General features: G+C 65.8%; 18 protein-coding genes. 8 read left to right on the forward strand and 10 right to left on the reverse strand.

The window, feature by feature from the left end; genetic code table 11:
* Positions 1–152 precede the first annotated feature (152 nt).
* The 3 genes from AC1GI4_RS19270 to AC1GI4_RS19280 all read left to right on the forward strand — a co-directional run bounded on the left by AC1GI4_RS19270 (position 153) and on the right by AC1GI4_RS19280 (position 3908).
* Positions 153–2912: a GAF domain-containing protein gene (locus AC1GI4_RS19270; RefSeq protein ID WP_479630641.1), complete on the forward strand. Its 2760-nt coding sequence runs from the start codon at positions 153–155 to the stop codon at positions 2910–2912.
* Positions 2912–3283, forward strand: a complete 372-nt coding sequence (locus AC1GI4_RS19275; protein WP_479630642.1) for a response regulator — start codon at positions 2912–2914, stop codon at positions 3281–3283. Before AC1GI4_RS19270 ends, AC1GI4_RS19275 begins: the two co-directional genes overlap by 1 nt.
* Positions 3284–3476: 193 nt before the next feature.
* Positions 3477–3908, forward strand: a complete 432-nt coding sequence (locus AC1GI4_RS19280) for an META domain-containing protein (RefSeq protein WP_241762959.1) — start codon at positions 3477–3479, stop codon at positions 3906–3908.
* A 271-nt stretch (positions 3909–4179) separates the two neighbouring features.
* Here AC1GI4_RS19280 and AC1GI4_RS19285 read toward each other — a convergent pair whose 3' ends face one another.
* Together AC1GI4_RS19285 and AC1GI4_RS19290 are read right to left on the reverse strand one after the other, a co-directional pair.
* A complete protein-coding gene (locus AC1GI4_RS19285) occupies positions 4180–5553 on the reverse strand; it encodes a sensor histidine kinase (protein ID WP_285139561.1) in 1374 nt (457 codons plus the stop codon).
* Positions 5550–6272, reverse strand: a complete 723-nt coding sequence (locus AC1GI4_RS19290; protein WP_308815722.1) for a response regulator — start codon at positions 6270–6272, stop codon at positions 5550–5552. Before AC1GI4_RS19290 ends, AC1GI4_RS19285 begins: the two co-directional genes overlap by 4 nt.
* A 255-nt stretch (positions 6273–6527) precedes the next feature.
* On the opposite strand from AC1GI4_RS19290, the gene AC1GI4_RS19295 reads away from it, so the two are divergent.
* From AC1GI4_RS19295 to AC1GI4_RS19310, 4 genes are all read left to right on the forward strand, one after another.
* Positions 6528–8927 carry a TonB-dependent receptor gene (locus AC1GI4_RS19295; RefSeq protein WP_479630643.1) on the forward strand — a complete coding sequence of 800 codons (2400 nt, stop codon included), beginning with the start codon at positions 6528–6530 and terminating at the stop codon, positions 8925–8927.
* A 158-nt stretch (positions 8928–9085) separates the two neighbouring features.
* Positions 9086–9670, forward strand: a complete 585-nt coding sequence (locus AC1GI4_RS19300) for a recombinase family protein (RefSeq protein ID WP_285139558.1) — start codon at positions 9086–9088, stop codon at positions 9668–9670.
* A 6-nt stretch (positions 9671–9676) separates the two neighbouring features.
* Positions 9677–12643, forward strand: coding sequence for a Tn3 family transposase (locus AC1GI4_RS19305; protein WP_308815720.1), 2967 nt, complete (start codon positions 9677–9679; stop codon positions 12641–12643).
* A 97-nt stretch (positions 12644–12740) separates the two neighbouring features.
* Positions 12741–13043 carry a hypothetical protein gene (locus AC1GI4_RS19310; RefSeq protein WP_479630645.1) on the forward strand — a complete coding sequence of 101 codons (303 nt, stop codon included), beginning with the start codon at positions 12741–12743 and terminating at the stop codon, positions 13041–13043.
* Between the two features lie 318 nt (positions 13044–13361).
* On the opposite strand, the gene AC1GI4_RS19315 is transcribed toward AC1GI4_RS19310, so the two are convergent.
* From AC1GI4_RS19315 to AC1GI4_RS19350, 8 genes are all read right to left on the reverse strand, one after another.
* Entirely contained in the window at positions 13362–13886 is a 525-nt protein-coding gene (locus tag AC1GI4_RS19315; protein ID WP_479630646.1) for a ubiquitination-like system serine protease family protein, read from the reverse strand.
* The gene (locus AC1GI4_RS19320) at positions 13883–15229 is read right to left on the reverse strand and encodes a HesA/MoeB/ThiF family protein (protein WP_479630647.1); all 1347 of its coding nucleotides are present in this window, start codon (positions 15227–15229) and stop codon (positions 13883–13885) included. Before AC1GI4_RS19320 ends, AC1GI4_RS19315 begins: the two co-directional genes overlap by 4 nt.
* Positions 15226–15609, reverse strand: a complete 384-nt coding sequence (locus AC1GI4_RS19325) for an E2/UBC family protein (RefSeq protein WP_479630648.1) — start codon at positions 15607–15609, stop codon at positions 15226–15228. Before AC1GI4_RS19325 ends, AC1GI4_RS19320 begins: the two co-directional genes overlap by 4 nt.
* Complete coding sequence (locus tag AC1GI4_RS19330; protein WP_479630649.1) at positions 15609–16352, reverse strand: multiubiquitin domain-containing protein; 744 nt, start codon at positions 16350–16352, stop codon at positions 15609–15611. The genes AC1GI4_RS19325 and AC1GI4_RS19330 overlap by 1 nt, the downstream gene beginning before the upstream one ends.
* A gap of 89 nt (positions 16353–16441) precedes the next feature.
* Positions 16442–19843, reverse strand: a complete 3402-nt coding sequence (locus AC1GI4_RS19335) for a UvrD-helicase domain-containing protein (RefSeq protein ID WP_479630650.1) — start codon at positions 19841–19843, stop codon at positions 16442–16444.
* 3 nt (positions 19844–19846) lie between these two features.
* The gene (locus tag AC1GI4_RS19340; protein WP_479630651.1) at positions 19847–20437 is read right to left on the reverse strand and encodes a hypothetical protein; all 591 of its coding nucleotides are present in this window, start codon (positions 20435–20437) and stop codon (positions 19847–19849) included.
* Entirely contained in the window at positions 20430–21242 is an 813-nt protein-coding gene (locus tag AC1GI4_RS19345) for an RNA polymerase sigma factor (protein WP_479630652.1), read from the reverse strand. The genes AC1GI4_RS19340 and AC1GI4_RS19345 overlap by 8 nt, the downstream gene beginning before the upstream one ends.
* 248 nt (positions 21243–21490) lie before the next feature.
* Complete coding sequence (locus AC1GI4_RS19350) at positions 21491–22285, reverse strand: hypothetical protein (RefSeq protein ID WP_479630653.1); 795 nt, start codon at positions 22283–22285, stop codon at positions 21491–21493.
* Between the two features lie 401 nt (positions 22286–22686).
* Between AC1GI4_RS19350 and AC1GI4_RS19355 the strand changes: the two genes are divergently transcribed.
* On the forward strand, positions 22687–23175 hold a 489-nt coding region (locus tag AC1GI4_RS19355), incomplete at its 3' end, for a DNA adenine methylase (protein ID WP_479630654.1).

Consider the following 23175-nt stretch of genomic DNA (forward strand, 5'->3'; position numbering starts at 1 on the left):
GACCTTCCCAAACGAGACGGTGCCGTTTCGCTGGCTCCTCGCGCCAGCATTTCAATCTACAGAACTGGAGGGTGTTTCTATGATGTTCTCGATAGTGGCGAGGCGCCGATCTGGATGCTAGCGTGCCGCGGAAGGGCCAATCGTGGTAAACAATGACTGATCTTGGAGCGCGTGAGCAGCGGCGTTTGACGGCGCTCGCAAAATTCGAGGTAATGGACACCCCGCGAGAGTCGGCTTTCGACGAGCTGGCCGAGCTGGTCGCCGCGATTTGCGAGGCGCCGATCGGGGTCGTGAATCTGATCGGGGAGTGCCGCCAGTTCTTTAAGGCAGAGGTGGGTCTGGGGGTTCGCGAAACGCCGCTGGATACGTCGTTCTGCGCGCACGCGCTTTTGGAGCAGGATTTCCTCCTTGTTCCCGACGCGACGGCCGATCCGCGGTTTGCGTGCAACCCCCTGGTTACCGGCGAGCCTCACATCCGCTTCTATGCCGGTGCACTGCTAAAGACGGACGACGGACTTCCAATCGGGACGCTGTGTGTGCTCGACTACCAGCCGAGGCAATTGTCGGACGTACAGATACGCTCGATCCGCGTCCTGGCTCGACAGGTCATGGCGCAACTCGAACAACGTCTTGCGGCACGGCAGGTCGCCGCATCCGAGGCGCGGCAGCGCGCCATCATGGACAGCGCTCAGGATTTCGCGATCGTCACGACCGATCTCGATGGCCATATCGTCGAGTGGACTTCCGGCGCTAAAAATGTGCTTGGCTGGTCGAGGGGCGAAATGATCGGCAAAAGTGCGTCGGTCCTGTTCACTGACGTAGATATCAGCGCCGGCAGGCTGGCATTGGATCTAGCGCAAGCCCACCGCGAAGGCCGCGCGTCTCTTGAGCATTGGATGGTTCGCAAAGACGGGCGACGCATATTGGCCGTCGATGTGACGTCCCCATTGCTGGACCAGCACGGCCAACATGTCGGCTATGTGAAGGTGCTGCGTGATCGCACTGAAGCACATGCCGCGGGTGAAGCGCTGCGGGAGGTGGAAGCCCGCGCCACCGACAGGTTGCAGGCCAATGAGGAGAAATGGTGCACCCTGTTCAGGACGCTCGAAGAGGGTTTCATCCTCGCCAAAGTCGTGCGCGATGCAGGCGGCAGGATCTCTGACTGGCGGTATGAGGAAGTGAACGACGCCTGGTATAGCCTGGTCGGTATCGAGCGGGGCACGGCGATCGGAAAGACGATACGCGACCTCTTCCCGGGAATTGAGGACGTATGGGTCAACGAGTTCGCCGAGGTTGTCGATACCGGCGAAGCCAAGCGCTTTACCCGTCAGTTCGGAGGGCTGGATCGTTGGTATGACGGGGTGTGCCAACCCATTGGGGAGGATCGGTTCACCGTCATTTTCCTCGAAGTGACGGATCGCATCCGCGCCGAGAAAAAGCGCGAGGCGCTCACCGACATCGGGCACGTTCTGTCGGAGTCATCCGATATGGAACATGCGATCGATCAGGCGACGGAGATCGTGGCCAAGACGCTCGGCGTGGTTCGGGCTGGGTACGGTACGCTGGATGCAGACGGGGAAATGATTACCGTGCCGGAGCACTGGACGGCGGATGGCTGTCCCCGGCTTGTCGGTCAGTACCGCGTCGATGATTATGGTGACTACGCTATCGACCTCCGGGCTGGTCGTCCCGTCGTCATTCCCGATGTGCGGTATGATCCACGAACATCGCCTCGAGCGGACATTTTCGAAAGCCTCGCCGTTCGAACGATGATCAATCTTCCGGTGGTGGGGAATGGTCGAACCGTCGCGATCTTCTTCGTGAACGATAACGTTCCGCGCCAATGGACGACGCAGCAGGTGGCATTCGTCGCAGAGGCGGCCAGTCGTATCCGGGTTGCGATTGAGCGCCGCCGGGCAGAACAGGACCTGCGCGAAAGCGAAAGCTTTATGCGCAGCGTTCTTGCTGCCTCGACCGATTGTATCAAGGTGCTCGACCTTAACGGCGATCTCACCTTCATGAGCGATGGCGGCATGAAGGTGATGGAGATCAGCGACTTCAACGCGGTCAAAGGCTGCTTCTGGCCGAGTTTTCTGAAGAATGACGGCGTTGGTCTGGGCAAAGAGGCGCTTGCAGCGGCAAGAGCGGGTCGATCGGCCCATTTCGAGATCGCAGCTGACACATTCCTGGGCACCCCGAAATTCTGGTCGGTGTCGGTTTCGCCCATCTTCGGCGAGAACGGCGAGGTGGTGCGCATCCTGTCCGTATCGCGTGATCACACGACTTTGCAGGAGGCGCGTGAGCAGCAGCTCCTGCTCAATGGCGAATTGAGCCATCGATTGAAAAACGTCTTGTCCATCATCCAGTCGATTGCCAACCAGACGCTGCGTGATGCGGTGACACTGGAGGATGCCTCTGCTGCCTTCTCATCACGTCTGGCATCCTTGGGCCGGGCGACGGATGTGCTGACCGCGACATCGTGGGAAGCGTCGGACCTTGATACGGTCTTGGAAGCCGGCTTGGCGGCCGTTGCCGATAAGCGGGACCGGATCGCGATCAATGGCCCCGCGGTGCGTCTCAATCCGCAGTCGGCACTCGCCCTCACGCTCGCAATCCACGAGCTGGTCACCAACGCGCTGAAATACGGTGCCCTGAGCAACCATACCGGCACCGTGACGTTGACGTGGGAGGTGAGTGGATATGACGCAAACCCAGAGTTCACCTTGCTATGGCAGGAGCGCGACGGTCCGACCGTCTCGCCCCCCACACGCAGGGGCTTTGGAACGCGGCTAATCGAACGTTCGCTGCGATCGTACTTCAGGGGCGAGACGGTGTTGAGCTACCCGCCTGAAGGTGTCGAATTTCGGATCAAAGCGCCGTTAGTCGGTGCAGGCGAATTGGTAACCGCGTAATGGGTCAGGCAATTCCGCCACGGGCAATCCTCATCGTTGAAGATGAGGTGTTTATACGTCACGATCTGATGGATTTTTTCAGCGACCGTGGTTTTATCGCGTTTGAAGCTGAGGACGGCGACGAAGCGATCAAGATCATAGCCGATCATCCCGAGATTGGAATTGTCCTGACAGACATCCAGATGAAGGGATCGATGGATGGTCTGCGACTTGCACGCTACGTTCGTGATAGGTACCCGCCAGTGCTGATCGCGGTTGTTTCCGGTAACGTCCGTCCTTCACAAGCTGACCTGCCGGAACACTCTTTCTTCGTCGCCAAACCTTTTGACCCTCGATACGTGCTGTCAGAGATTGATCGGCTTAGTTCCTGATTTCCGCAGGCGAGGGGTACCTGGGAGAACGCTCCTATCCCGGAATACCATCCCAAACGAGACGGCTTTGGCTGTCTTGAAGACCGTTCGTTTTTGGAAGGTCCGCACTTCACATCCGTCAACACCCGGTCACTTTGGCCCCTCATGGTGCTTCAGAGCAAATGGATAGGAACGAAGCACGATGCGCCTGTTGATGCTAGTGACGGCCGCATTGGCCGGTTGCGCGTCTGTCCCCGGGGCAACCGGCTTGTCCCGCTCCGAAGTTGTGAATCGGGTTTGGACCTTGCGGACGCTACAAGGCGAGCGGCTATCAGGCCAGCGGATCGCGACGCTACGGCTCGATTATGACGGTGCGGTCACCGGAACATTGGCGTGTAACACGCTTGGTCCGAGCAAACTTCGGTGGACCCGTCTGCCGCCTGGATCGCACGGAACAATCGATACGGGTGGAGCAGGAGCCGGCATAATCACGACAGCAAAGTGTGGAAACACATCGGCGGTCCGAACGGCCGATCGCTTCTGGCAGCTTATGAATACGGCAAAAACCTGGTCACTTGAGCATGGAGGTCTCCGGGTGACCTTCGCTGACAATACCGACGCCTATCTGGTCCTTACTAGCCGCTAGGCTTGCCGTAATATGTTCGTTTTCGGAATGGGTCGGAATGTCCACTCCCGCCCATTGCGGACATCTCCGCGTAACTTCTTGAGGCCATTGTTCACTTGATCTGATTCCGCCGGGAGGGTCAGATCGCCTCGGCAGCGGCAGGAGAGAAGTGGTGAACGGAGTCGTTTGGGTGTTAGCAGCAGCCCTGACCATGTCGGGTCCGGGGGCGTCACATAGAACGGGCACAGATATACGCTAGCGCCTGGGCAAGGCCGACGGACGGTGCGGGCCGTTACGCAGAAGGCAACTTAAGCGTCGCGATGGTTCCGCCGTTCGGGGCATCGGCCAAGGTGAAGTCACCGCCGTGTCCGGCCGCGAAGTCGCGGACGATGCTGAGGCCAAGGCCTGCGCCGCCCGTGTCGCGATTGCGAGAGGCGTCGCCGCGTTCGAACGGACGCAGCACGCGCTCCCGATCGCCGGCCGGAATACCGGGGCCGTCGTCGATTATCGATATACACACATTGGTGTCGGCTTGTCGCAGGGTAAGCCTGCCGCCCCCTGCATAATCGATCGCGTTACGCAGGAGATTCTCGACTGCGCGCCGGAAGGTGAGTTCGGGCACTGAAACGCGCGCTTCGTCACCGGGCAGGAGCCGGACGATCGCGCTGCGCTGACCCATATCCTCAACGATTGCAGTGAGCAGAGGCCGGACATCCACCACTTCGGCCGGCGCGGCGGCGTCGCGGGCGAAGGCCAGAACCTCGCCGATCATCGCCTGCATTCGTTCGACATCGGCGACCATGCGGGCACGCTGCGGCTCGGGCGCGGCCTCGATCCGCAGGCGAAGGCCGGTCAGCGGCGTGCGCAGGTCGTGGGCGATCGCCGTCAGCATCCGCGCGCGCTCTGCCGCCTCGATGGCGAGCCGGTCCCGCATCGCGGCGATCGCCGCGGCCGCTTCGCGCAGTTCACGCGGTCCTTCGTGCGGAAGCGGAGATGCGCGATCGTCGTCGAGCGCCCCGGCGAGGGCACGAAAAGGGCGGGTCAGCCGCCGCGCGAAAATCCATGCGATGGGAGCAAGCAGCAGGAGGCTGATGGCCAAGGCGATCAGAATGTTGCGTTGCCATCCGCCGAGGAACGGCCGCGCAGGCTCCACGCTGAGCCAGCGACCGTCCGGCTGTCGTACGCTCGTCGTGAAGGCGGTCATCGGCAGGCTGATCAGTGCGGCGCGGGCCACGCCGCCTGCGGCACCTGGCGCGACCATATCGAACCGGCCCTGCGCCCGCTGCACGAGGACGAACGCCGGCGGCAGCGCAGCGGCACCGGGGCTGCGCGCCATCTTGATCGTCGCCTTCTGGACATGCATGCCCATCCGCGCCGTACCGTCCGGCCATGTCACCCGCACGTCGCGCGCAGACCGGCCCAACTCAGCGGCGATCAGTCCTTCCAGCATCTTCAGGCGCGCACCTTGGGGCGGCTCGGCAACGAGATGGCGTTCGAATCCGGGAACCGGCCTGTGCAACGCCGCGATGGCTTCGCCTGCGCTGACGCGCAGCACGGGCGGCTGAGGCGCGAGGATGACGATCGCGGCGGTGGTCGCGACGCTCAGTGTGGCGACGGCGACGCCGAAGCCGCCGATCGCCACGAGCGCGCTGGGTGCGCGCCTCATGCCGGATGGACCGTTGGCAGGAAGCGGTAACCGACACCGCGCACCGTCTCGATCAGGGGGTCCGGATGCGCCTCGGCCAGCTTGCGACGCAGGCGGCTGACGGCGATGTCGATCGCCCGGTCATAGGACACTGCGTCCAGCCCGCGCGCGAGATCGAGCAGCGCGTCGCGCGTGAGGATACGGCCCGGGCGGCTGACGAAGGCTGCGAGCAATGCGTGTTCGCCCTCGCTCAACGATAGCACGCGTCCGTTGGGATCGCGCAGACGTCGCTCGGCCATATCGAGCCACCAACTGGCGAACACCACTCCGCCGGATGCGCGGCCGGCAGCGGGACGCTCCGCCCCCGGCCTTCGCAGCAGCGCCCGCACCCGCGCCAGCAACTCGCGCGGCTCGAACGGCTTGGTCAGATAGTCCCATGCGCCGACTTCCAGCCCGACGATCCGGTCTGTCACGGCGTCCAGCGCGCTGAGCATCAGGATCGGCGTACCGGCGGGGGCGAGCCGGCGGCACAGCGACAGCCCGTCCTCTCCCGGCATCATCACGTCGAGCACGATCAGATCGACGGATGCCTCGGCCAGTTCGCGTTCGCACGTCGCGGCGTTGCCGGCGGTACGGACCGCATAGCCGTGCCCGCCGAGGAAGTCTGCGAGCGCATCGCGGATGCTGGCATCGTCGTCGACGATGAGGATCGTGCTCGCTGCGATAATCTCGGCTTTCATGACGTGGTTCTACCAAGGTCATGTAGCATTTGCGTATCATGGCTCGCTACCGAACGGCCATCACCACGCTACCCTGCTCCGCTTGAACGCCACCCGGACGAACGGTCAGGGGAAAATGGCATGAAGGTGAGACACAAATTCGTGGCGGGGTTGCTGGCGGGGGTGGCGTCGAGCGGGCTTCACGCACAGCAGACGTCAGGGACTGCCGCTTCCACTCCGCCGATCCAGGTTCCGACATCGCCGGGCCGGGCGGATGTGCCCGCCGACACGCCGATCCCTGCCGAAGGCACCGTACCCCGGATGGAGTTTCGCGGTGCCGATGGGAAGCCTCTGCCCCCCGAGATTCAGCGTCAGCTGGAAGAGCGGTTCCGCAAGGATCCGTCAGCGCTTACGAGGGTGACGGGTGAGCCCGGTGCAGGCGCGAACGGAAGCGACATCGTCGTGACCGGACAGCGGCCACGTGGTGCGGTGGTCGGCGACCTTCCGGCCGAACGCACGTTCAACCAGCTCGACATCAGGGCGTTCGGTGCCGACAATATCGGCGCGCTGCTGGAGGCGATCGGTCCGCAGGTGGCGAGCAACCGAGGGCGCGGGGACGGCGGCCCCGTCACGTTGCTCAACGGCCGGCGCGTGTCGGACTTTTCCGAGATCGCCCGGATACCCACCGAAGCGATCGAGCGGATGGAGGTGTTTCCCGAAGAACTGGCGCTTAGATACGGCTATCGAGCCGATCAGAAGGTCGTGAACGTGGTGACGTACGAGCGCTTCATCTCTCGCGTCGGCCAAGTCAGCTATATTGCGCCGACCGACGGAGGGCGCGACAACGGCGTCGGCAATGTCGACTATCTCAGGCTCCGCGGGGATACCCGCATCGGCCTGGGCGCGACGTACAACCGCGCCGCGTCGCTGCTGGAGAGCGACCGGGATGTGCAGCAGTTTTCCGGATCGCCGGAGCTCGGCCGGTTCCGAACGCTCTTGCCGTCAAGCGAGCAGGGTTCCGTCAACGTGCTGGTCGGCGGTCATGTCCTGGGCGACGTGTCGGCGACGTTGAACGCCCGTTTCGAGGCGAACAGCAGCGCGAGCCTGTTCGGGCTCGGCGTGGATGGCCCGCTGCGGCGTGACAGCGACCGTCGCGTCGGGCACCTCGGCACCACGCTGGGCGGCAGGACCGGGCGGTGGCTGTGGACGTTCACCGGCAACTACGACCGTACCAGCACCAAGGTGCTCACGGATGTCTCCGATACGATCGTCATGCGCGACGAGGCACGGTCGATCGACACGCTTGCCAATGCCGACCTTCTCCTGACCGGCCCGGTTCTGGAACTGCCCGCAGGACCGGTGTCGGCGAGCGTGCGCGGCGGTGTCGATGTTCGCGACTTCGAGGGCCGATCGTCACGTGGCGGCCCTGATGGCCGATCCGACCTTTCCCGCGACCGGGCGTCGGCGCAGGTCAGTCTCGACCTTCCACTTCTCAGCCGTGCCGGCAGGATAGCGTCCCCGATCGGCAACCTTTCCGCCAACGTGAACCTCGCGGTCGAGCGATTGTCCGATGCCGGAACCTTGCGAACCTTCGGCTACGGTTTTGCCTGGTCACCGGTGGATGCGGTCGGCTTCATCGCTTCCGTCACCAATGAGGAAGGCGCGCCGACGCTGGAGCAGCTCGGCGGACCGTTGCTGGTCACCCCCAATGTCCGGACGTTCGATATCGGCCGGGGCGAGGTGGTCGACGTCACGCGAGTATCGGGCGGCAATGCGGCCCTTCGTCCCGACGATCGTCACGTCGTCAGGATCGGGCTGAACGTCCGCCCCCTCGCCCGCACCGACCTGACCCTCAGCCTCGATTATGTCGCCACGCGGATCGACGATCCGATCGCCGCCTTTCCGATTGTGACGCCGCGGATCGAGGCCGCCTTCCCTGATCGCTTCACGCGCGATGGCGAAGGGCGGCTTCAGCGGATCGACGGACGTCCACTCAACTTCGCCGAGTCTCGTCAGGGGCAGGTACGTTGGGGCATCAACTTCACCCGGCCGTTGGGACCGGTTCCCCCAGGCATTCAGAACGCCCGGACGCGGGTGTTTGCGAGCGAGGCGGAAGCCCGGCGGGCGCTGCCGAATGCCGTCTTCACCCGCGCCGAGCCGGGGAGCGCGATGTCCAGAAATGCCGCCAACCTGACGAGCCGGGTGTTCGTCAGCCTGTACCACAACTGGTACCTGGAGGACGCGATTACCCTGCGCGGTGGTCTTCCCGCACTCGACCTGCTCGACGGCGGTGCAGTCGACTTCGGCGGTGGCCGGCGTCGTCACGAGGTCGAGTTCCAGGCCGGCGCCTTCAAGCGGGGTCTCGGCGCCCGCGTCACGGCCACCTGGCGGAGCGGAACCGGGATCGGTGGATTGGCCAACGCCGCGGACGACCTGCGCTTCGGCGATTTCGCGACAGTGAACCTCAGCCTGTTCGCCAACCTTGCCGAACGCTTCGGCGGTTCCGCTGCACCCGCATGGCTGAAGGGCACGCGCGCGACCATCGGCGTCACCAACCTGTTTAATACCCGCCCGCAGGTGCGCGACCGCGCCGGCGCGACACCGCTCAGCTACCAGCCCGCCTATCTCGACCCGCTCGGACGCGTGTTCAGCTTCAATCTGCGGAAGGTCTTCTGACAGGTCGGGCGACCGCCATGACCTGTCGCCAAACAGGTGATTTCCGCTGGGCGGACCGAGCTGATGATAACCGGAAGCCAAAGTACGCCAAATTTGCACGACAAACCCTGTCGTCTTGTTCTACTATGCGGAAACCGGGCTGGGAGGGTTTGTCGTACATGCTGGTGGGGTACATGCGGGTGTCGTCGGCCGACGACCGGCAATCGGTCGACCTTCAGCGTGACGCGCTGATCGCGGCCGGGGTGGATGAGCGTCACATCCATGCCGACAAGGCGTCCGGCGCGCGCGACGACCGTCCAGGCCTCAAGGCCTGCCTCGCCTGGCTGAAGGAAGGCGACACACTGGTGGTGTGGAAGCTCGACCGGCTCGGGCGCTCGCTGCCGCACCTCCTGTCGATCATCACCGACTTCCGTACGCGCGGCATCGCCTTCCGCTCGCTGACAGAGGCGATGGACACGACCACGCCGCACGGCGAGCTGCTGTTCTCGATGTTCGGCGCGCTGGCGCAGTATGAGCGTGCGCTGACCCGCGAGCGGGTGATGGCCGGACTCGCCGCGGCGAAACGCCGGGGGCGGCAGGGCGGCAGGCCGCCGATGATCGACGCGGAGAAGATCGAGGCGATCACCGCCGCGCTCGACGGAGGCGCGAGCAAGGCGGCGGTGTGCCGCAACTTCGGCGTCGCCCGCTCGACGCTGATCGATACGCTGGCAAGGATCGGGTGGACCGCCCCCGCCAGGGCCTGATCCCAATTGCCACGCCGTTCCGTCCTGACCGAGGCGCAGCGCGCCGACCTCCTCGCCTTGCCGGAGGACGAAGCCACGCTGGTCCGGCACTGGACGCTAAGCGCCGAGGATCTACGCGTGATCGTCAGCCGCAGGCGCCCGCACAACCGGCTCGGCTTCGCGATCCAGCTATGTGGATTGCGATATCCGGGGCGGCTACTCCGGCCGGGCGAGGTCATCCGCCACGCCCCGCTCGCCTTCGTCGGCGAGCAACTCGGAATCGCGCCGGAAGCACTGGCCGACTACGCGGCGCGTGGTCCGACCCGCTACGAGCAGCTCGACACGCTGCGCGATGTGTTTGGCTTTCAGCCCTTCTCCCGGCCCGTTCGGGTGGAGCTTCAGGCGTGGCTCCTGCCGCCTGCGCTGACGACGACCAACGGCGTGGCATTGTCGAGACTGCTGCTCGATGAATTGCGCCGGCGCCGGATCATCGTGCCGGGCATCACGCCCGTCGAACGGATGGTCGGCAAGGCGTTGCTCGATGCCGAGCGCCATGTGGGCGACCTACTTACCCGAAACCTCACCGTCATGCGGCGCGACCGGCTCGATGCGCTGTTGGACGGGCATGACAGCACATCGACCAGCGTGCTGGCGTGGGTACGTCAGCCGCCAGGCAAGCCGGGACGCCGGGCTTTCTCCGCGATCCTCGACCGTCTGGCGGTCCTGCGCGCCATCGACCTCGATCCGGGCCTCGTCGCGGCGATCCACCCCGAACGGCTGCGTCGCCTGTCACAGGAAGGCGCCCGGCTCACCGCCCAGCATCTCGCCACGCTCAACCCGGTACGCAGGCGTGCGGTGTTGGTCGCCACCGCGATCGAGACGCAGGTGACGCTGACCGACGATGCCGTGCTGATGTTCGAGCGTCTGTTCGGACAGCTCTTCCGGCGTGCGGAACGTCGCGAAGAGGCTGCGCTGAAGCGCGACCGGCGAACAATCAACACCAAGATACGCCTGCTCGCCCGGCTCGGCGAGGTGGTCATGACGGCGCGCAACGGGGGAACCGACCCGCTCGCGGCCATCGAGAGCGTCATAGGTTGGGATGCACTGGCGACGGAGGTCGAGGAAGCACGCCGCCTCGTCCGCCCGGACCCGCTCGACCCTATCGAGCTTGCCCGCTCGAATGCGCCGATCCTCCGCCAGATCGGACCGGCGTTCATCGCCGCATTCACCTTCGGGGCGGTGCCGGCCTGCGCTCCGCTCGCCCACGCCGTCGCCGTCATGCGCGACCTCGGCAGCAGTCATCTGCGCAAGCTGCCGCCTGACGTGTCGCTCGGGTTCCTCCGCGCCACCTGGCGACGACGCATCGACCGCGCCGCCCTCGATCGACGGACATTCGAGTTCTGCGTGCTGGCCGAACTACGCGATCGGCTGCGCGCCGGCGACATGTGGGTCGAGGGCAGCCGACGTTATCGCGCGGTCGAACAGCAGCTTATTCCTGCACCGGTGTTCGCCGCGATGCGCGACGCAGGGCCGTTGCCCGTGCCCGTCGCCGATACGGCCATGGGCTGGCTGGCCGAGCGCAAGGCGTTGCTCGCGCGTCGATTGGCGGAGGTCGAGGCGAAGATTGCAGCCGATACGCTGGAGGACGTGCAGCTCGCGAACGGTCGTCTGCGCATCTCACCCCTGCGGGCGATCACGCCCGACGAAGCGGAAAGCGTGCTCGCCCCGCTCTACGCGCACCTGCCGTCGATCCGGATCACCGACCTGCTCGCCGACGTGGATCGCTGGACAGGCCTTACCGACTGTTTCACCCATCTGACGACGGGACGGGTGCATGACGATCCGCGCGCGATCCTCACCGCCGTTCTCGCTGATGCCACCAACCTGGGCCACGCCCGCATGGCCGAGGCGTGCGGACTGGTGACGCAGCGCCAGCTTGGATGGCTGTCGGCCTGGCACCTGCGCGAGGACAGCTACGGCACGGCGCTGGCGAGTCTGGCTGATGCGCAGCACCGAATGCCGCTTGCCGCGATGTTCGGCAGCGGCACCGCATCCAGCTCGGACGGGCAGAACTTCCCGCTCGACAGGCGGGCGCAGGCGACCGGCGCGATCAACCCGCACAAGGGCAGCGATCCCGCCGTCTCCTTCTACACGCACGTCTCCGACCGTTATGCGCCGTTCCATTCCAGGGTCATCTCCGCCGGAGCCGGCGAAGCGGCGCATGTCCTGGACGGCCTGCTCCACCATGGCGCTGACCTCGCGATCGAGCGCCACCATACCGATGGGGGCGGCGTCTCCGATCATGTCTTCGCGCTATGCCACCTGCTCGGCTTCCGCTTCGCACCACGCATCCCGAATATCGCCGCCCGGCGCCTGCACTTGTTCGCCGACATGCGGCCCGGACCGGATATCGCCCCGCTCGCGGCGCAGCCGATCGATGAGGCGCTGATCGCCGGTCACTGGACCGACGTGATCCGGCTCGCGACCTCGATCCGCACCGGCGTCACCAGCGCATCGGTGATGCTGGAACGGCTCGGCTCCTATCCGCGCGCGAACGGTCTTGCACTGGCGCTGCGCGAAATCGGCCGCGTCGAGCGCACGCTGTTCACGCTCGACTGGATCGAACGGCCCGAGGAGCGCCGCCAGGCCACGCGTGAGCTGAACAAGGGCGAGGCGCAGAACGCACTCAAGCGCGCGATCTTTTTCCATCGCACCGGCCGCATCCGCGATCACGGCCTGCAAGCCCAGGGACACCGCGCCAGCGCACTCAATCTGGTCGCCGGCGCGATCGTGCTGTGGAACACCACCTACCTTGAAGCCGCCATGCGCCATCTCGATCGGCAAGGCCGCCCGGTGTCGCCCGACCTGCTCCAGCACCTCTCCCCGCTCGGGTGGCAGCACATCAATCTGACCGGCGACTATCTCTGGTCCGATCCTGCACCGCGTGATGGCGAACTGCGCCCGTTTCGTCAGACCGTCCGGCTGCCGGCATGATCGCCGTTACCGTATATCTGTGCCCGTTTTATGTGACGCCCCCGGTCCGGAAACGGCAGCGGCTTCCTTCTGTCAACGCATGGCAGCCAAATTGCCTATGAAAGAGAAGCGCGTGGAGGGGACACAGCGCGCCTTTGACTTGCAAACGATGCCTGCTGCACGGCGGCTGCTTATCGGCGGCACCACCTATTTTAGCATGAAGCTTGAGCCCATAGACGATACGGCGGCAGAGCGGCAGCGGATGGAACGCATGTGCGACACCTCCCCATGTACGATGGAAGGCCCGCTCCGGTTCACGCTCGGATTAAAAGACGGCACAAAGCATACTTTCGAAGCCGGCCCGGGTGAGCGAATGCGTGTGGAGATGGTGGGGACGCGGGTCCGCTGCTCCGATTTATAGCAACAGCGATCATCGGGGCGTTGTGAGATATGGCATCAGCGTAGGGTGAGCATAAAACCGCTTTCCGCCCAGCCTCGGACATTCCCGTTTCTCGATCCTTGTGGGACGGGATCGCTATGCCTTGGGGTGTCATTCCGCCCCCAACCGTACCGGGTGCCAGCGGCGCAATTTTCAACAGCCCCGCTCGGTTGTGACACCTGCATCCATTACGTCCGCAGCCGGACAGAGCGCGCACCCCGGGGGCGAACGGCTGATGATCGTGGGGATGTCTGAAGTCCGCCGACATGGTTCTTTTGCCCATGCCAGCGGAATCGCACCCTAGGCTAAGCGGGCGAATACCCACTGGCCCCCGACCTTCCATGAGCTAGCAGCTCCGCGTCGGACCAGTCGGTTGGCCGCGCGGTTCGTGTCCCAGACCAGCTCATCGATGGCGTCCGCGAGCTGAACCGCGCTGCGAGGCTCCTCGACGTCCATCGCAGCTAGGACAAGCTCCTCGATCCCCGCGTCGTAGTCCGGCTCGAGGTTGTCCCGTTCGAACCGGTCGCACCACAGGATGTGACCGCGCCAGACGATGAAGTGGCTGCCGCAGCCGCCGTTCCGCCACACCGAGGGGAAGAGCGTCAGCCCGCCGCGGCGCATGTCGAAGCGCCATGCCTTGCCCGCGCGCCCGTCGAGGTTCACGACGAGCGTCTCGCCGCAACCGTCAGGACAGGCCATCACGATCGCCCGCGGCCTGCCCCTAAGGATCAGCGACGCGTCACCCGGCTGGCCGAGGTTCGCCTCAGCCTGGTCCCGGTATTCGGCGTCGCCGACCATGCGCACCTGCCGCGCCGGCGAGCTCATCGCCCACCTCCGCCGCTTACGCCTGGTCGGACCGGCAGGCTCCACGTCGCGCCCTTCGCCAGCGCGCCCGCGTGGGAGCACACGACGCAGCCCGGCTGCGCCGCCACGGCCATCTCCCGAACCCTTCCGCGGATGCCGTCGTAGGTCTGGTGTCGCGGTTTGACGGGCACCGGCGTAACCGCGCCGAGGACCATCGTCATCGCGAGCGAGCTGACCGTCGAGTTGATGGAGAGCACGGCAGGCTGCGGCTCCCGCACGCCATGGACATACGGATCGACCGCGCGCTGCTCCGGTGTCTGCATCTCGCGACGGATCGCGTCGGCGTCGAGCGCGCCGCAGCAGGTCAGGCACGGGAGGCCGGGGGAGAGCATCTGCACCCGTCCGGTGACGTGGCTCACCGCCCCGTTCGCGACCGTGATGCTGACGCCCATGTCGATAACGGGCACCAGGTGCTGGTAAGCGGCCTGGTTCACCACGGCGCGGCTAGCGTGCGAATCCGTGCACAGCAGGATGAAATCGAACGTCGCCAGGAGGGCTGCAATATGCTCGTCCACGATGTCCGCCTGCATCGGTATCACCGTGGCGGCCGGATTGATGGCCCGGATCATGCGCGCGGCGACATCCACCTTGGGCCGGCCCACGTCCGAGGGGATCGAGCCCACGAGGCGGTTGAGGTTCGTCTCCTCAACGAGATCGGGATCGACGACGGTGATCCACGAGGCGCCGAGGTGGGCGAGCTGCTGGCATACGAGCGATCCGGTGCCGCCAGCGCCGATCACCGCGAAGCGGAGTTGGCGGAGCAGGCGCTGCCCCGGTTCGCCGAAGGCGCGGACTTGGCGGTCGTCACGGTCGTGGGCGGCCCCGTCCGCGAGCGGCGAGTGGAGGACGAGCTTCTCACCCACCTCCCACACCGGCACCTCCTCGTCGTCGCCGAGGATGCGGGCGCGCGCGCCTTCCGGGCCGATCACCAGTGCGACGTGGGGCACCGGCGCGCCGCGCCTGCCGAGATAGGACGCGAGTTCGGCCTCACCGTCGTTGTCGGTCGCGGAGAAGTGTGGGTTGCCGCGGCTGCCGGGATGGGTGTGGATCGCCACGACCGCCATGCCGGTGATCCGACTGCGATTGGCCACGTCAATCAGGAACCCGGGCTTGAGGATGGCCGAGACGCAGTCGCGACGTTCGTAGGCGTCGTCCGGCACGGGAGCGGCGTCGGCGACGATCCAGGACCCGCTCGCGGGATCGTGGTGGGCGTAGCCGATGGCGCAGCTCTCGAGACCGTCGGCGTCGAGCAGGCCGGAGGCCAGCGCCGAATAGGTCGGCCCCGCGAAGCGCAGGCCGCTCATCGGACCTGCCTCAGGCGGTCGATCACCACGTTCATCCATGTCGACAGGGTGTCGCGGTTCGGGTTCCAGGCGCTCGCGAGGTGCCACGAGAACCATATGCCCTGCTGCAGCGTCTCGGGGATGACGTTCAGCGCCGCGTTCTGCGGCGTGGCCCCGTGGGCGAGGAGGAGGTCGGGATCCGCCCAGAAGCAGTCGAGCTGCGCGAAGGGGTAGCCGGGCGGGACGAGGAAGCGGATGGTGGTCGAGGACCTCGACCACCCCTCCGGCAGGCGCACCCCGGGCACGGTGACGAGCGTGGTGCCGCTCGCCATCGTGCTGGCGTGCGCTTCGCCGAAGCGCTCCCGCAGCTGCTCGAGCTGCATGCTGAGGATGCCCGACATCAGCCGAAGTTCGCCTTGGGGACCGACGAGAAGCGGCGAACGCTGTGCTTGGGGTCGAGGCTGACCGTCTCGTCGTCGCCGATGATGCGATCGGGATCGTCGCCAGCGCCTTCGAGGGAGAGGTCGTGGGTTTGATCCCAGTCGGGCACCATCGCCTTGATCTGCGCGCCGGTGACCTTTTTCTTGTCGGTCTCGTAGGGCTTGCCGTTGACGAAGAAGGTGTAGGTGACCTTGTTCAGCGCGGTGATGAACTTCTCGACGCCGTCGGCGGCGAGATCGGCCTCGCTGCCCGGCTCGATCAGCTTGTCCTTGCCGCCGCGCACCTCGAGAAACACCGCCTCGTCGTCGCCGATGCCGGCGAGCGAGCGGAGCACCGCTTCCGGGATGAAGGGGCGGCCCCACACGATGCGACTGTCGTTGAGCTTCACGCGGTAGAGCGGATCGGTGCTGAAGGCGACGAACCGGTGGGCGGCGCGGTCGCGCAGATCCACCTCCTCGTCGGCGCGGACGTCCTCGAAGTCGCCTTCGGGGGTGATGACGAACAGCGCGTGGCCGTCCACGTCCTTGATGCCACCCGCCTTCAGGATCTGGCGGCCGAGGGGCACGGGATCGTCGAGGACGATTGGCTGGTAGTTGAGGTCGTCGAGTGCGAAGGAGACGCGGTAGCGTCCGGGACGCAGCGCGCGACCCTCCTGAACGGCGCTCTCGACGTCGTCGATGTCGGGGTGGTCGATAATGGTCATGGTGTTGTTTTTTCCTCTTCGGACCTCGGCGGATCTGCGTCGGTCTCGAAGGGTCAATCCCGCCAGCCCGGGCCGACCGGTAATTCCGGTCAAAGATTTTTTTGCAGGTTCCCGTCGGCGAGGGGGCCGCAGGTGAAGAAGGCGGGGCAGAAGGGACAGGTGCGGTCGGACCGCTCGGGTTCGAACCGGCCCGAGGCGATCGACTCCAGCGTCTCCGTCAGCTTGCCCAGGCTCCTGCCTAGTGCCTTGCCGTCGAAGGCAAGCGCGATGGTCGGCTCGTCATCGCCGAGGTGGATGATCTCCACGACGCAGCCGGGCAGCGACGCCGCGGCGGCCATCTGAAAGGCCGCGTCGGCGAGCGCCTTTCCGGTGGAGGACGACTTGTGCCCGGTCCTGATGACGCGGGCCACGTGACGACCGCCTGCAGTGACGACATCGTCGGCGACCGCGGTCACCTCGTCGCCCCCGATCGACGCCACCAGCGGTCCCGCGTCGGCGCGGGCCCCTCCCGCGCGGATCGTCACGAAGCGTCGGAGGAGGAGCGTGGCGACCTCCCGATGGAGGCGATATTCCTCGCTGGCGAGGGGACCCTCGGACCAGCGCAGTTCGAGCAGCGCCTCCATTTCGGCCATCGAGGATGCGCAGGGCTCGGTGGCGGCGAGCTCCCTCACCACGCCTCGCACCAGGTCGTGCATCCTGGTCATCGTGGTCGGCGTGCGCCGCCCGCCCACGTCGAGGACGTGCGTGTAGAGGAAGCGGCGGGGACAGCGGGAGTAGAGGTCCAGCTGCGCGGTGGTGATGCGCACGGGCGGCCCGATGCGGATCGGAAGCGGCAGGGTTTCGGGATCGGCTGCCCGTTCCGCATGCGCGATGGCCGGGCGCGCGTTCGTCACCCCCAGCCGGGCGATGAAGGGGGAGGCGTCGCGCCGGGCCCCCTTCGCCGTCCTGGTGGCCGAATACAGCAGCAGCCGGTCGCGCGCGCGGGATGCGGCGACGTAGAGCAGGCATTCCTGCTCGAGCGCGTGGTCGGCGGCGGCGAGGGCGACGGTGCCGCCCTGTCCTCCCTCGATCATCCCGTCCGGGACCGGGCAGGCGGGTTTGCGCGCCGTGCTCGGCATCGCGTTCTTGTTGAGGCCCATGACGTGCACCGCGGGGAACTCGAGCCCCTTGCTGCCGTGGATCGTCATCAGCCGCACGGCGTCGATGCCCTGAGCCGCCGCCGGGAGCTGGCGGAGGTCCCGCTCGTCGGCGAGCTGGACGAGGCGCCTGATCCCGTCGAGCGTGCGCTGGATCGGGAGGCCGGGTCCCGATCGCTCCGCGCGCAGGAAGCCCATCATCTGCCAGATCGCCACGCCCATGGCGCGGCTCGAGACGTCACTCGCCGAGGCAAGCAGCGCGGCCGTCCGCGTCCGGTCGAGCAGGAGGTGGGCGAGCACCGTCCAGGGCCTCGCGTCGATGCCGAAGCCGGCCAGCATCCCGGCGGACCGATCGAGCGCGTCGGCGTCGCTCTCGCCGAGGTGCGGCGCTCCGGTCGTCGCGGACGTCCACGCCATCGGCGCCGCATCGGTGGCGCGCAGGTGCTCGACGACGGCCGACGCGCCGGCGAGGCTCAGGCCCGTCGCGAGCCCTTCGAGCGTAGGTTTCCGAACGAGGCCCATCGCGCGTCGGTCGACCAGCAGCGAGAGGACGGACAGGAGATCCTTCACCTCGGGGCGCTCGAACAGGTTGCCGAGGTAGAGCACCGGGATGCCGCGCCGCTCCAATTCGCGGCCGACGCGGGTGAGCCGATCGTTCCCCGGGCAAAGCACGGCCTGATCGCGGAACGGCACCTGCGGCGAGACGCGCAGGATCTCGTCGGCGAGCGCGTCGGCCTCGTCGTCATTGTCGCCGAAGGTGACGTGCTCGGGTGCGATCCCGATGGACGCGCGAAAGGCGTCGAGCGACGCGTAGCCGGTGCCTGCCTGCATGCTCCCGCCGAACCCGGAGAACGCGCCGACGATCTCTGGCGTCGAGCGGTAGTTGACGCGCAGTCGGCCTCCCGATGCGCCCGGGAAGTCGTGGGTCGCGAACCGGGACATGTTGAAGGACGAGGCGCCACGAAACCTGTAGATCGCCTGCCGCGCGTCTCCCACGGCCCAGAGGTTCCGGCCGGCGTCGGTTAGCCTCTGGAGCAGCCGCACGCTGCTGCGGTTCACATCCTGATACTCGTCGACGAGGATGTGAGAGTAAGTGGCGCGCAGCGCGGCCGCCGCCTGTGGATCGCCGTCGAGCAGCTTGACCGGCAGCGATACGAGGTCGCCGAAGTCCACGGCGCAGGCCGCCTGCTTCAGCTCCTCATATCTCCTGTAGACGAGCGCGACCTCGGCGCATCGCTCCCCCGCCTCGCGGGCGTCGGCGTCGACGGCGTTGTCCACCATCTGCTGGGCGAGGGCGGCGAAGCGCTCGGCGTCGGCGACTTCGTCCTTCGCCCGCGACATCGCGCCGAGCATATCCTTGAGCGGGCGCGCCGGATCCATGAAGTCGCGGTGGTGCCGGAGATCCAGGACGAGGTACTCGCGCTCCATGATGGCGATCGCCTCGCTGCGATCCATCATGCGGGGCTCCTTCGCGAAGCCCAGCTGGCGATGGTGGCGCCGCACGACGTCCAGCCCGAACGCGTGGAAGGTGCCGATCCACATCGCCGGCGCGGCGTCGGGGCGAAGGGCTGCGATGCGGTCCGAGAGCTCGCCCGCGGCCTTGTTGGAGAAGGTGAGCACCAGGATCGAGCGGGGATCGACACCGTCGTCGACCAGCCCGGCGACGCGCCCGACGAGCGTCTGCGTCTTGCCGGTCCCGGGTCCCGCCTCGAGTAGGTAGGGGGCGCCGCGATGTCGGGCGGCTTCTGCCTGTTCCGGGTTGAGGGGCTTGGGTGGGGACGCCGGCTGCTGTGGAGGGGCGGCTTCGATCTCGGGGAGCAGCAGGGCGTCGAGGAGCTGCATCGCGACGACGTCGAAGGGGGCGCCGAGCCGGTCGGCGATCTGGCTGGCGGTCATGCCGCCGAGATGCAGGGATCGCGCACGAGCGCGGGGAAGGATCAGTTCGCGGCCGAAGAGATCCATCTGGACCTCGCGCCGCTGTCGTCGGCTGTAGTCAACGACCCGGTCCTCCCCGACCGGCGCCGCCTCGGCCGGACGGGCGGGATCGACCTCCAAAGCGATGTGCTCCGTGCGGTCGTCGCCAAGGGTGGCGTGTCCGAGCTCGTGACCGATCAGGAACGCCCTCGCGAACGCGTCGCCCGCGTCCTCGTGTCGGATCGCCCGGTTGCTCGGATCGAAGTGCGCGCGGCCGCCGGCCAGGATGGGACTTCCCGCTTCGACCGGCTCGACGTCGAGGCCTTTGTCGGCGGCGACGGCCATGACGATTTCGATCGGATCCCACGGGTCCGCGCCACCGGCGATGGCTGCATCGTGCATGGCCGCGGCGCGCTGACGCGCGAGTTCGACGGCCTCCACCGCTCAGTCCCGCGGGTTCAGCAGCTGCTTGCGCCTGTCCTCCGGGACCCTGCACTGCTCGAGCAGTGCCTCGAAGGTCACCTTGTCCCCGTCCGCGCTCGGCGCCTCGTCGGACTTGTAGCTGAGGCCCGGCGTCAGCCTCGGCGGACCCGCCAGGGAGGCGCTCAGCTCCTCGACCCCGGTGCGCAGGCCGCGGGCCAAGTCCGCTAGAAAACCGACCGGGACGCTGGCGATGTCGACCGCCCGGGAGCGGAAGCCCTGTATCACGCCGCTGGGGACGTCGAGCGAACGCCTGAGGGTGACGAGTTCGCCGGAGGAGAGCGTGGCGAACGGATCGGCTGCCTGCGCCGTCACGCGTGCCGGTGCCGCGGCATGGAAGTCGGCCAGCGACGCCTCGATCCAGGCCTCGTCGACGGGCGCCGAGATGCCGGCGGTCGCGCGCTGGAGCCGCAGCTCCATCGACAGGTCGACGAGGTCCTCGGCGAGTTCGGGGTGGAGGCGCAGGTATCGTTCCAGCGTGACCCGGTCGTGCTCGGGCTCCATGGCAAAGGCCATCAGGACCTCCTCGGCGTCATGGTGGGCCTGGTCAGTCATTCCGGGCTCCGATCCCGAGCTGCTCCCGTATGGTCTCGATGGCGGCGTCGCGTCTGTTGCGCACGGTTTTCTCCGATCTCACGCCGAGAACCTTACGGATCGTGAGGACGTCGTCGTCGATTGAATCGATGGGCATGTCCTGGAGGATCATCTCGATAACTCTGCGTTGCTTGTCTGGTAGTGTCCTGATCGCCTTTGCGACCTTGGACCGGTAATTCGGGTCATCGGAAAGCAGCTCCTGTTTGACGTCGAGGCTGCCGACCGCCTTCTCCACCGCGATAGAGGGCTCGCCGCTCTCCTCGTCGTCGATGGCGTCCTTCCTCGCCATCTGCCGTCGCGCCCGGCCCATGGCTGTTTTGCGCAACGCCGCGACCGCACCCGAGAACATGATTTCGAAGTAGTCGAGCGAGGATCCAGGGGCCGCACGATCTTCGATTAGCTTGGCTTTGAAGATGTCGCGCACGCGATCCCGTGCGTCCGCCCCGTAGACGTTCTCAGGACCGCCGGCCCGCTCGCCCTCAACGCGGGGAAGAGCGGACGCCAAACGCCGCATGAGTTCTCGGTAGAGTTCGTTGAAGTACCGCTCATCGTTGTCGTTCCGCGTGGCACGGATCAGGTAAACAATGCACTCTGACTGCACATGGTTCGGTGAGGTCGGGTCTCGCACCTTCAACCTCTCGAGGATATCCTCGCGCGACAGGTTGACCAGCGATGCCAGTGCGGTCTCAACCTCCCCACGTCGAGCGTATGGAGTGCCATCCCGTTTCCGCTTGGTGAGCCCCTCTACCTGTGTCTGCAAGATCATCCTCTGAGGTTTTTGCCCGTTCGACGTTCTAGTTATCCAGATACCCGAGTGGCAGGCCGGAATGGCCGACTACTTCCACACAGATCCCTGCCGAGCCGATTTATAGAGCGAGGCAAGTCTTGGACAAGCGCCGCTGTCCGAGAGCCGGGGTGCGAACCCCTTGTTCAAGCCTTGGTTCATTGGCTCTTGGTGTCGCAACCGGTCGGTTGTGACACTGGCGGCGCCAGAACAAGGGAGGCTATACGCTATCAGAATAGCCGGTTCAGCAGACGTGGCTCGCTGCTCTTCAGGCGATCAAGCATTGTGTTGACGTAGAACATGTCTGGGCTAGCGATGGCCGGAAGTACAATGACGCTGTAGTCGGGTTGGCCTATACTTAGGGTAAACACTACTAAACCAACGCCGTGTATGCTGCACAGCGAGGTCAAGCGGTTCATGTCGTCGCTGGTGGTGGTGCGCGGCACGACGATATAACTTTTATGGCTGAACAAGCGATAGGCAACCGCCTGGCCGAAGGCGACGACAGGCTGGCCAGGCGTTGCCTTGACCTCGGCGGTTACAATCTGTGGCTCGAACTTGAAAATGTCCTGTGCGCGAGGGCGGAGCACCCCGAGGACATCGGGAGTGCCCCATTTGCCGCCTAGACTGCTGCCGCCCAGCGCGCCCGCAACAGTCACTTCGTCATTTTCCTCCAACCATTCGGCGAAGCTAGCGTAAAAATCCTGCTCCGAGAGCATCGTCGTGCCGGACATGCCTGTTTCGGATGCGACGGGCATGGCCGCGATTGCCTGATCCTCGGCGATGGCGATCGCAGCATCAGCATCGGTATGGACAGCAAGCTGGTAGGTGCCACGTGCAATCTTCACAATCTCGTCGCTACCGTGGAACAGCTGGTGAGTGGCACCGCGAATAGTGTTGGGTGGGGTTTCGGGATGAGCAGCGCCGATTGCCTTTAGCACGTCCGCCCAGCGCAGTCCCTCGGGGTGCGCGTTAAGCACGGCACGTGCCTCGGTTTGGATTTGTTTGCCGGTCAATCGTGCCATCGTATCGCTTTCGTTCTAAGGCGTTTCACCGCTAGGTTTTTTAACGGAACCTGGGTCTTGTGTTGCGCGCTGGCGCAACAAAGCGACGCTAAATGTAGCAAGGGCCTCGCGAACCTCGAATTGGTTTATGGCAAGCTCGTATAGGTCAGCAATGGCCTGCGCCCGCTCGCGAGCCCCGTCGCATTGAGCGGCGAGGCTGGCCAACTGTCTGCTTGCTCGCCTCGACAGCTGCGCCCTGCCAGTGCGCACTCGCCATATGGTTGTTCTGGACATTCCAAGCTCCCGCGCAAGCTCGGTGTCACCCGCCGCGAGGATGGCAAGCAACATGCGATCGTATACGGGGCCAGTCTCAACCACGCTTCTCTGTTGCATGAAGGCGCGACAGGTGACAAGGTCGCCATATGAGTTTGGACGATCAAATCCTGGCACAGGCGAGCGAACAGTCGCGTCCGTCCGCACCTGTGAACGAGATCGGGATCGTCGCGCCTAAGCGCGACACAAAGTCGACCGTGCCTGCGCGGCCGATCTTCCGACCTGTTCAGTATCTCGGTAGCAAGGTACGCGTAATAGACGCGATTTCTTCGCTAATCCGGGACGTGACGCCCGTAGGGAGCAAAGTCGCCGACCTGTTCTCCGGTTCGTCGGTGGTCTCGCAGGCGATTGCGTCGTCAGGACGTGTCGTAACTGCCGTCGATGTGCAGCGTTATTCCGCCGTCTTTGCGCAGGCGCTACTTGGCATCGGGCGGCGACCCGGCGAGCGGGTGCCAGTGGACGCGTTGCTTGCCGAGGTTGGGGAGGACACGCCGAGGACGTGGAAAGATTTGCGAACCCGCGAAGATGACCTTGTCGCGAGACGCGATGCCATTGGCCTGCGCGCGTTCGAACGCGCG

This window comes from Sphingomonas sp. 77B (assembly GCF_056497825.1).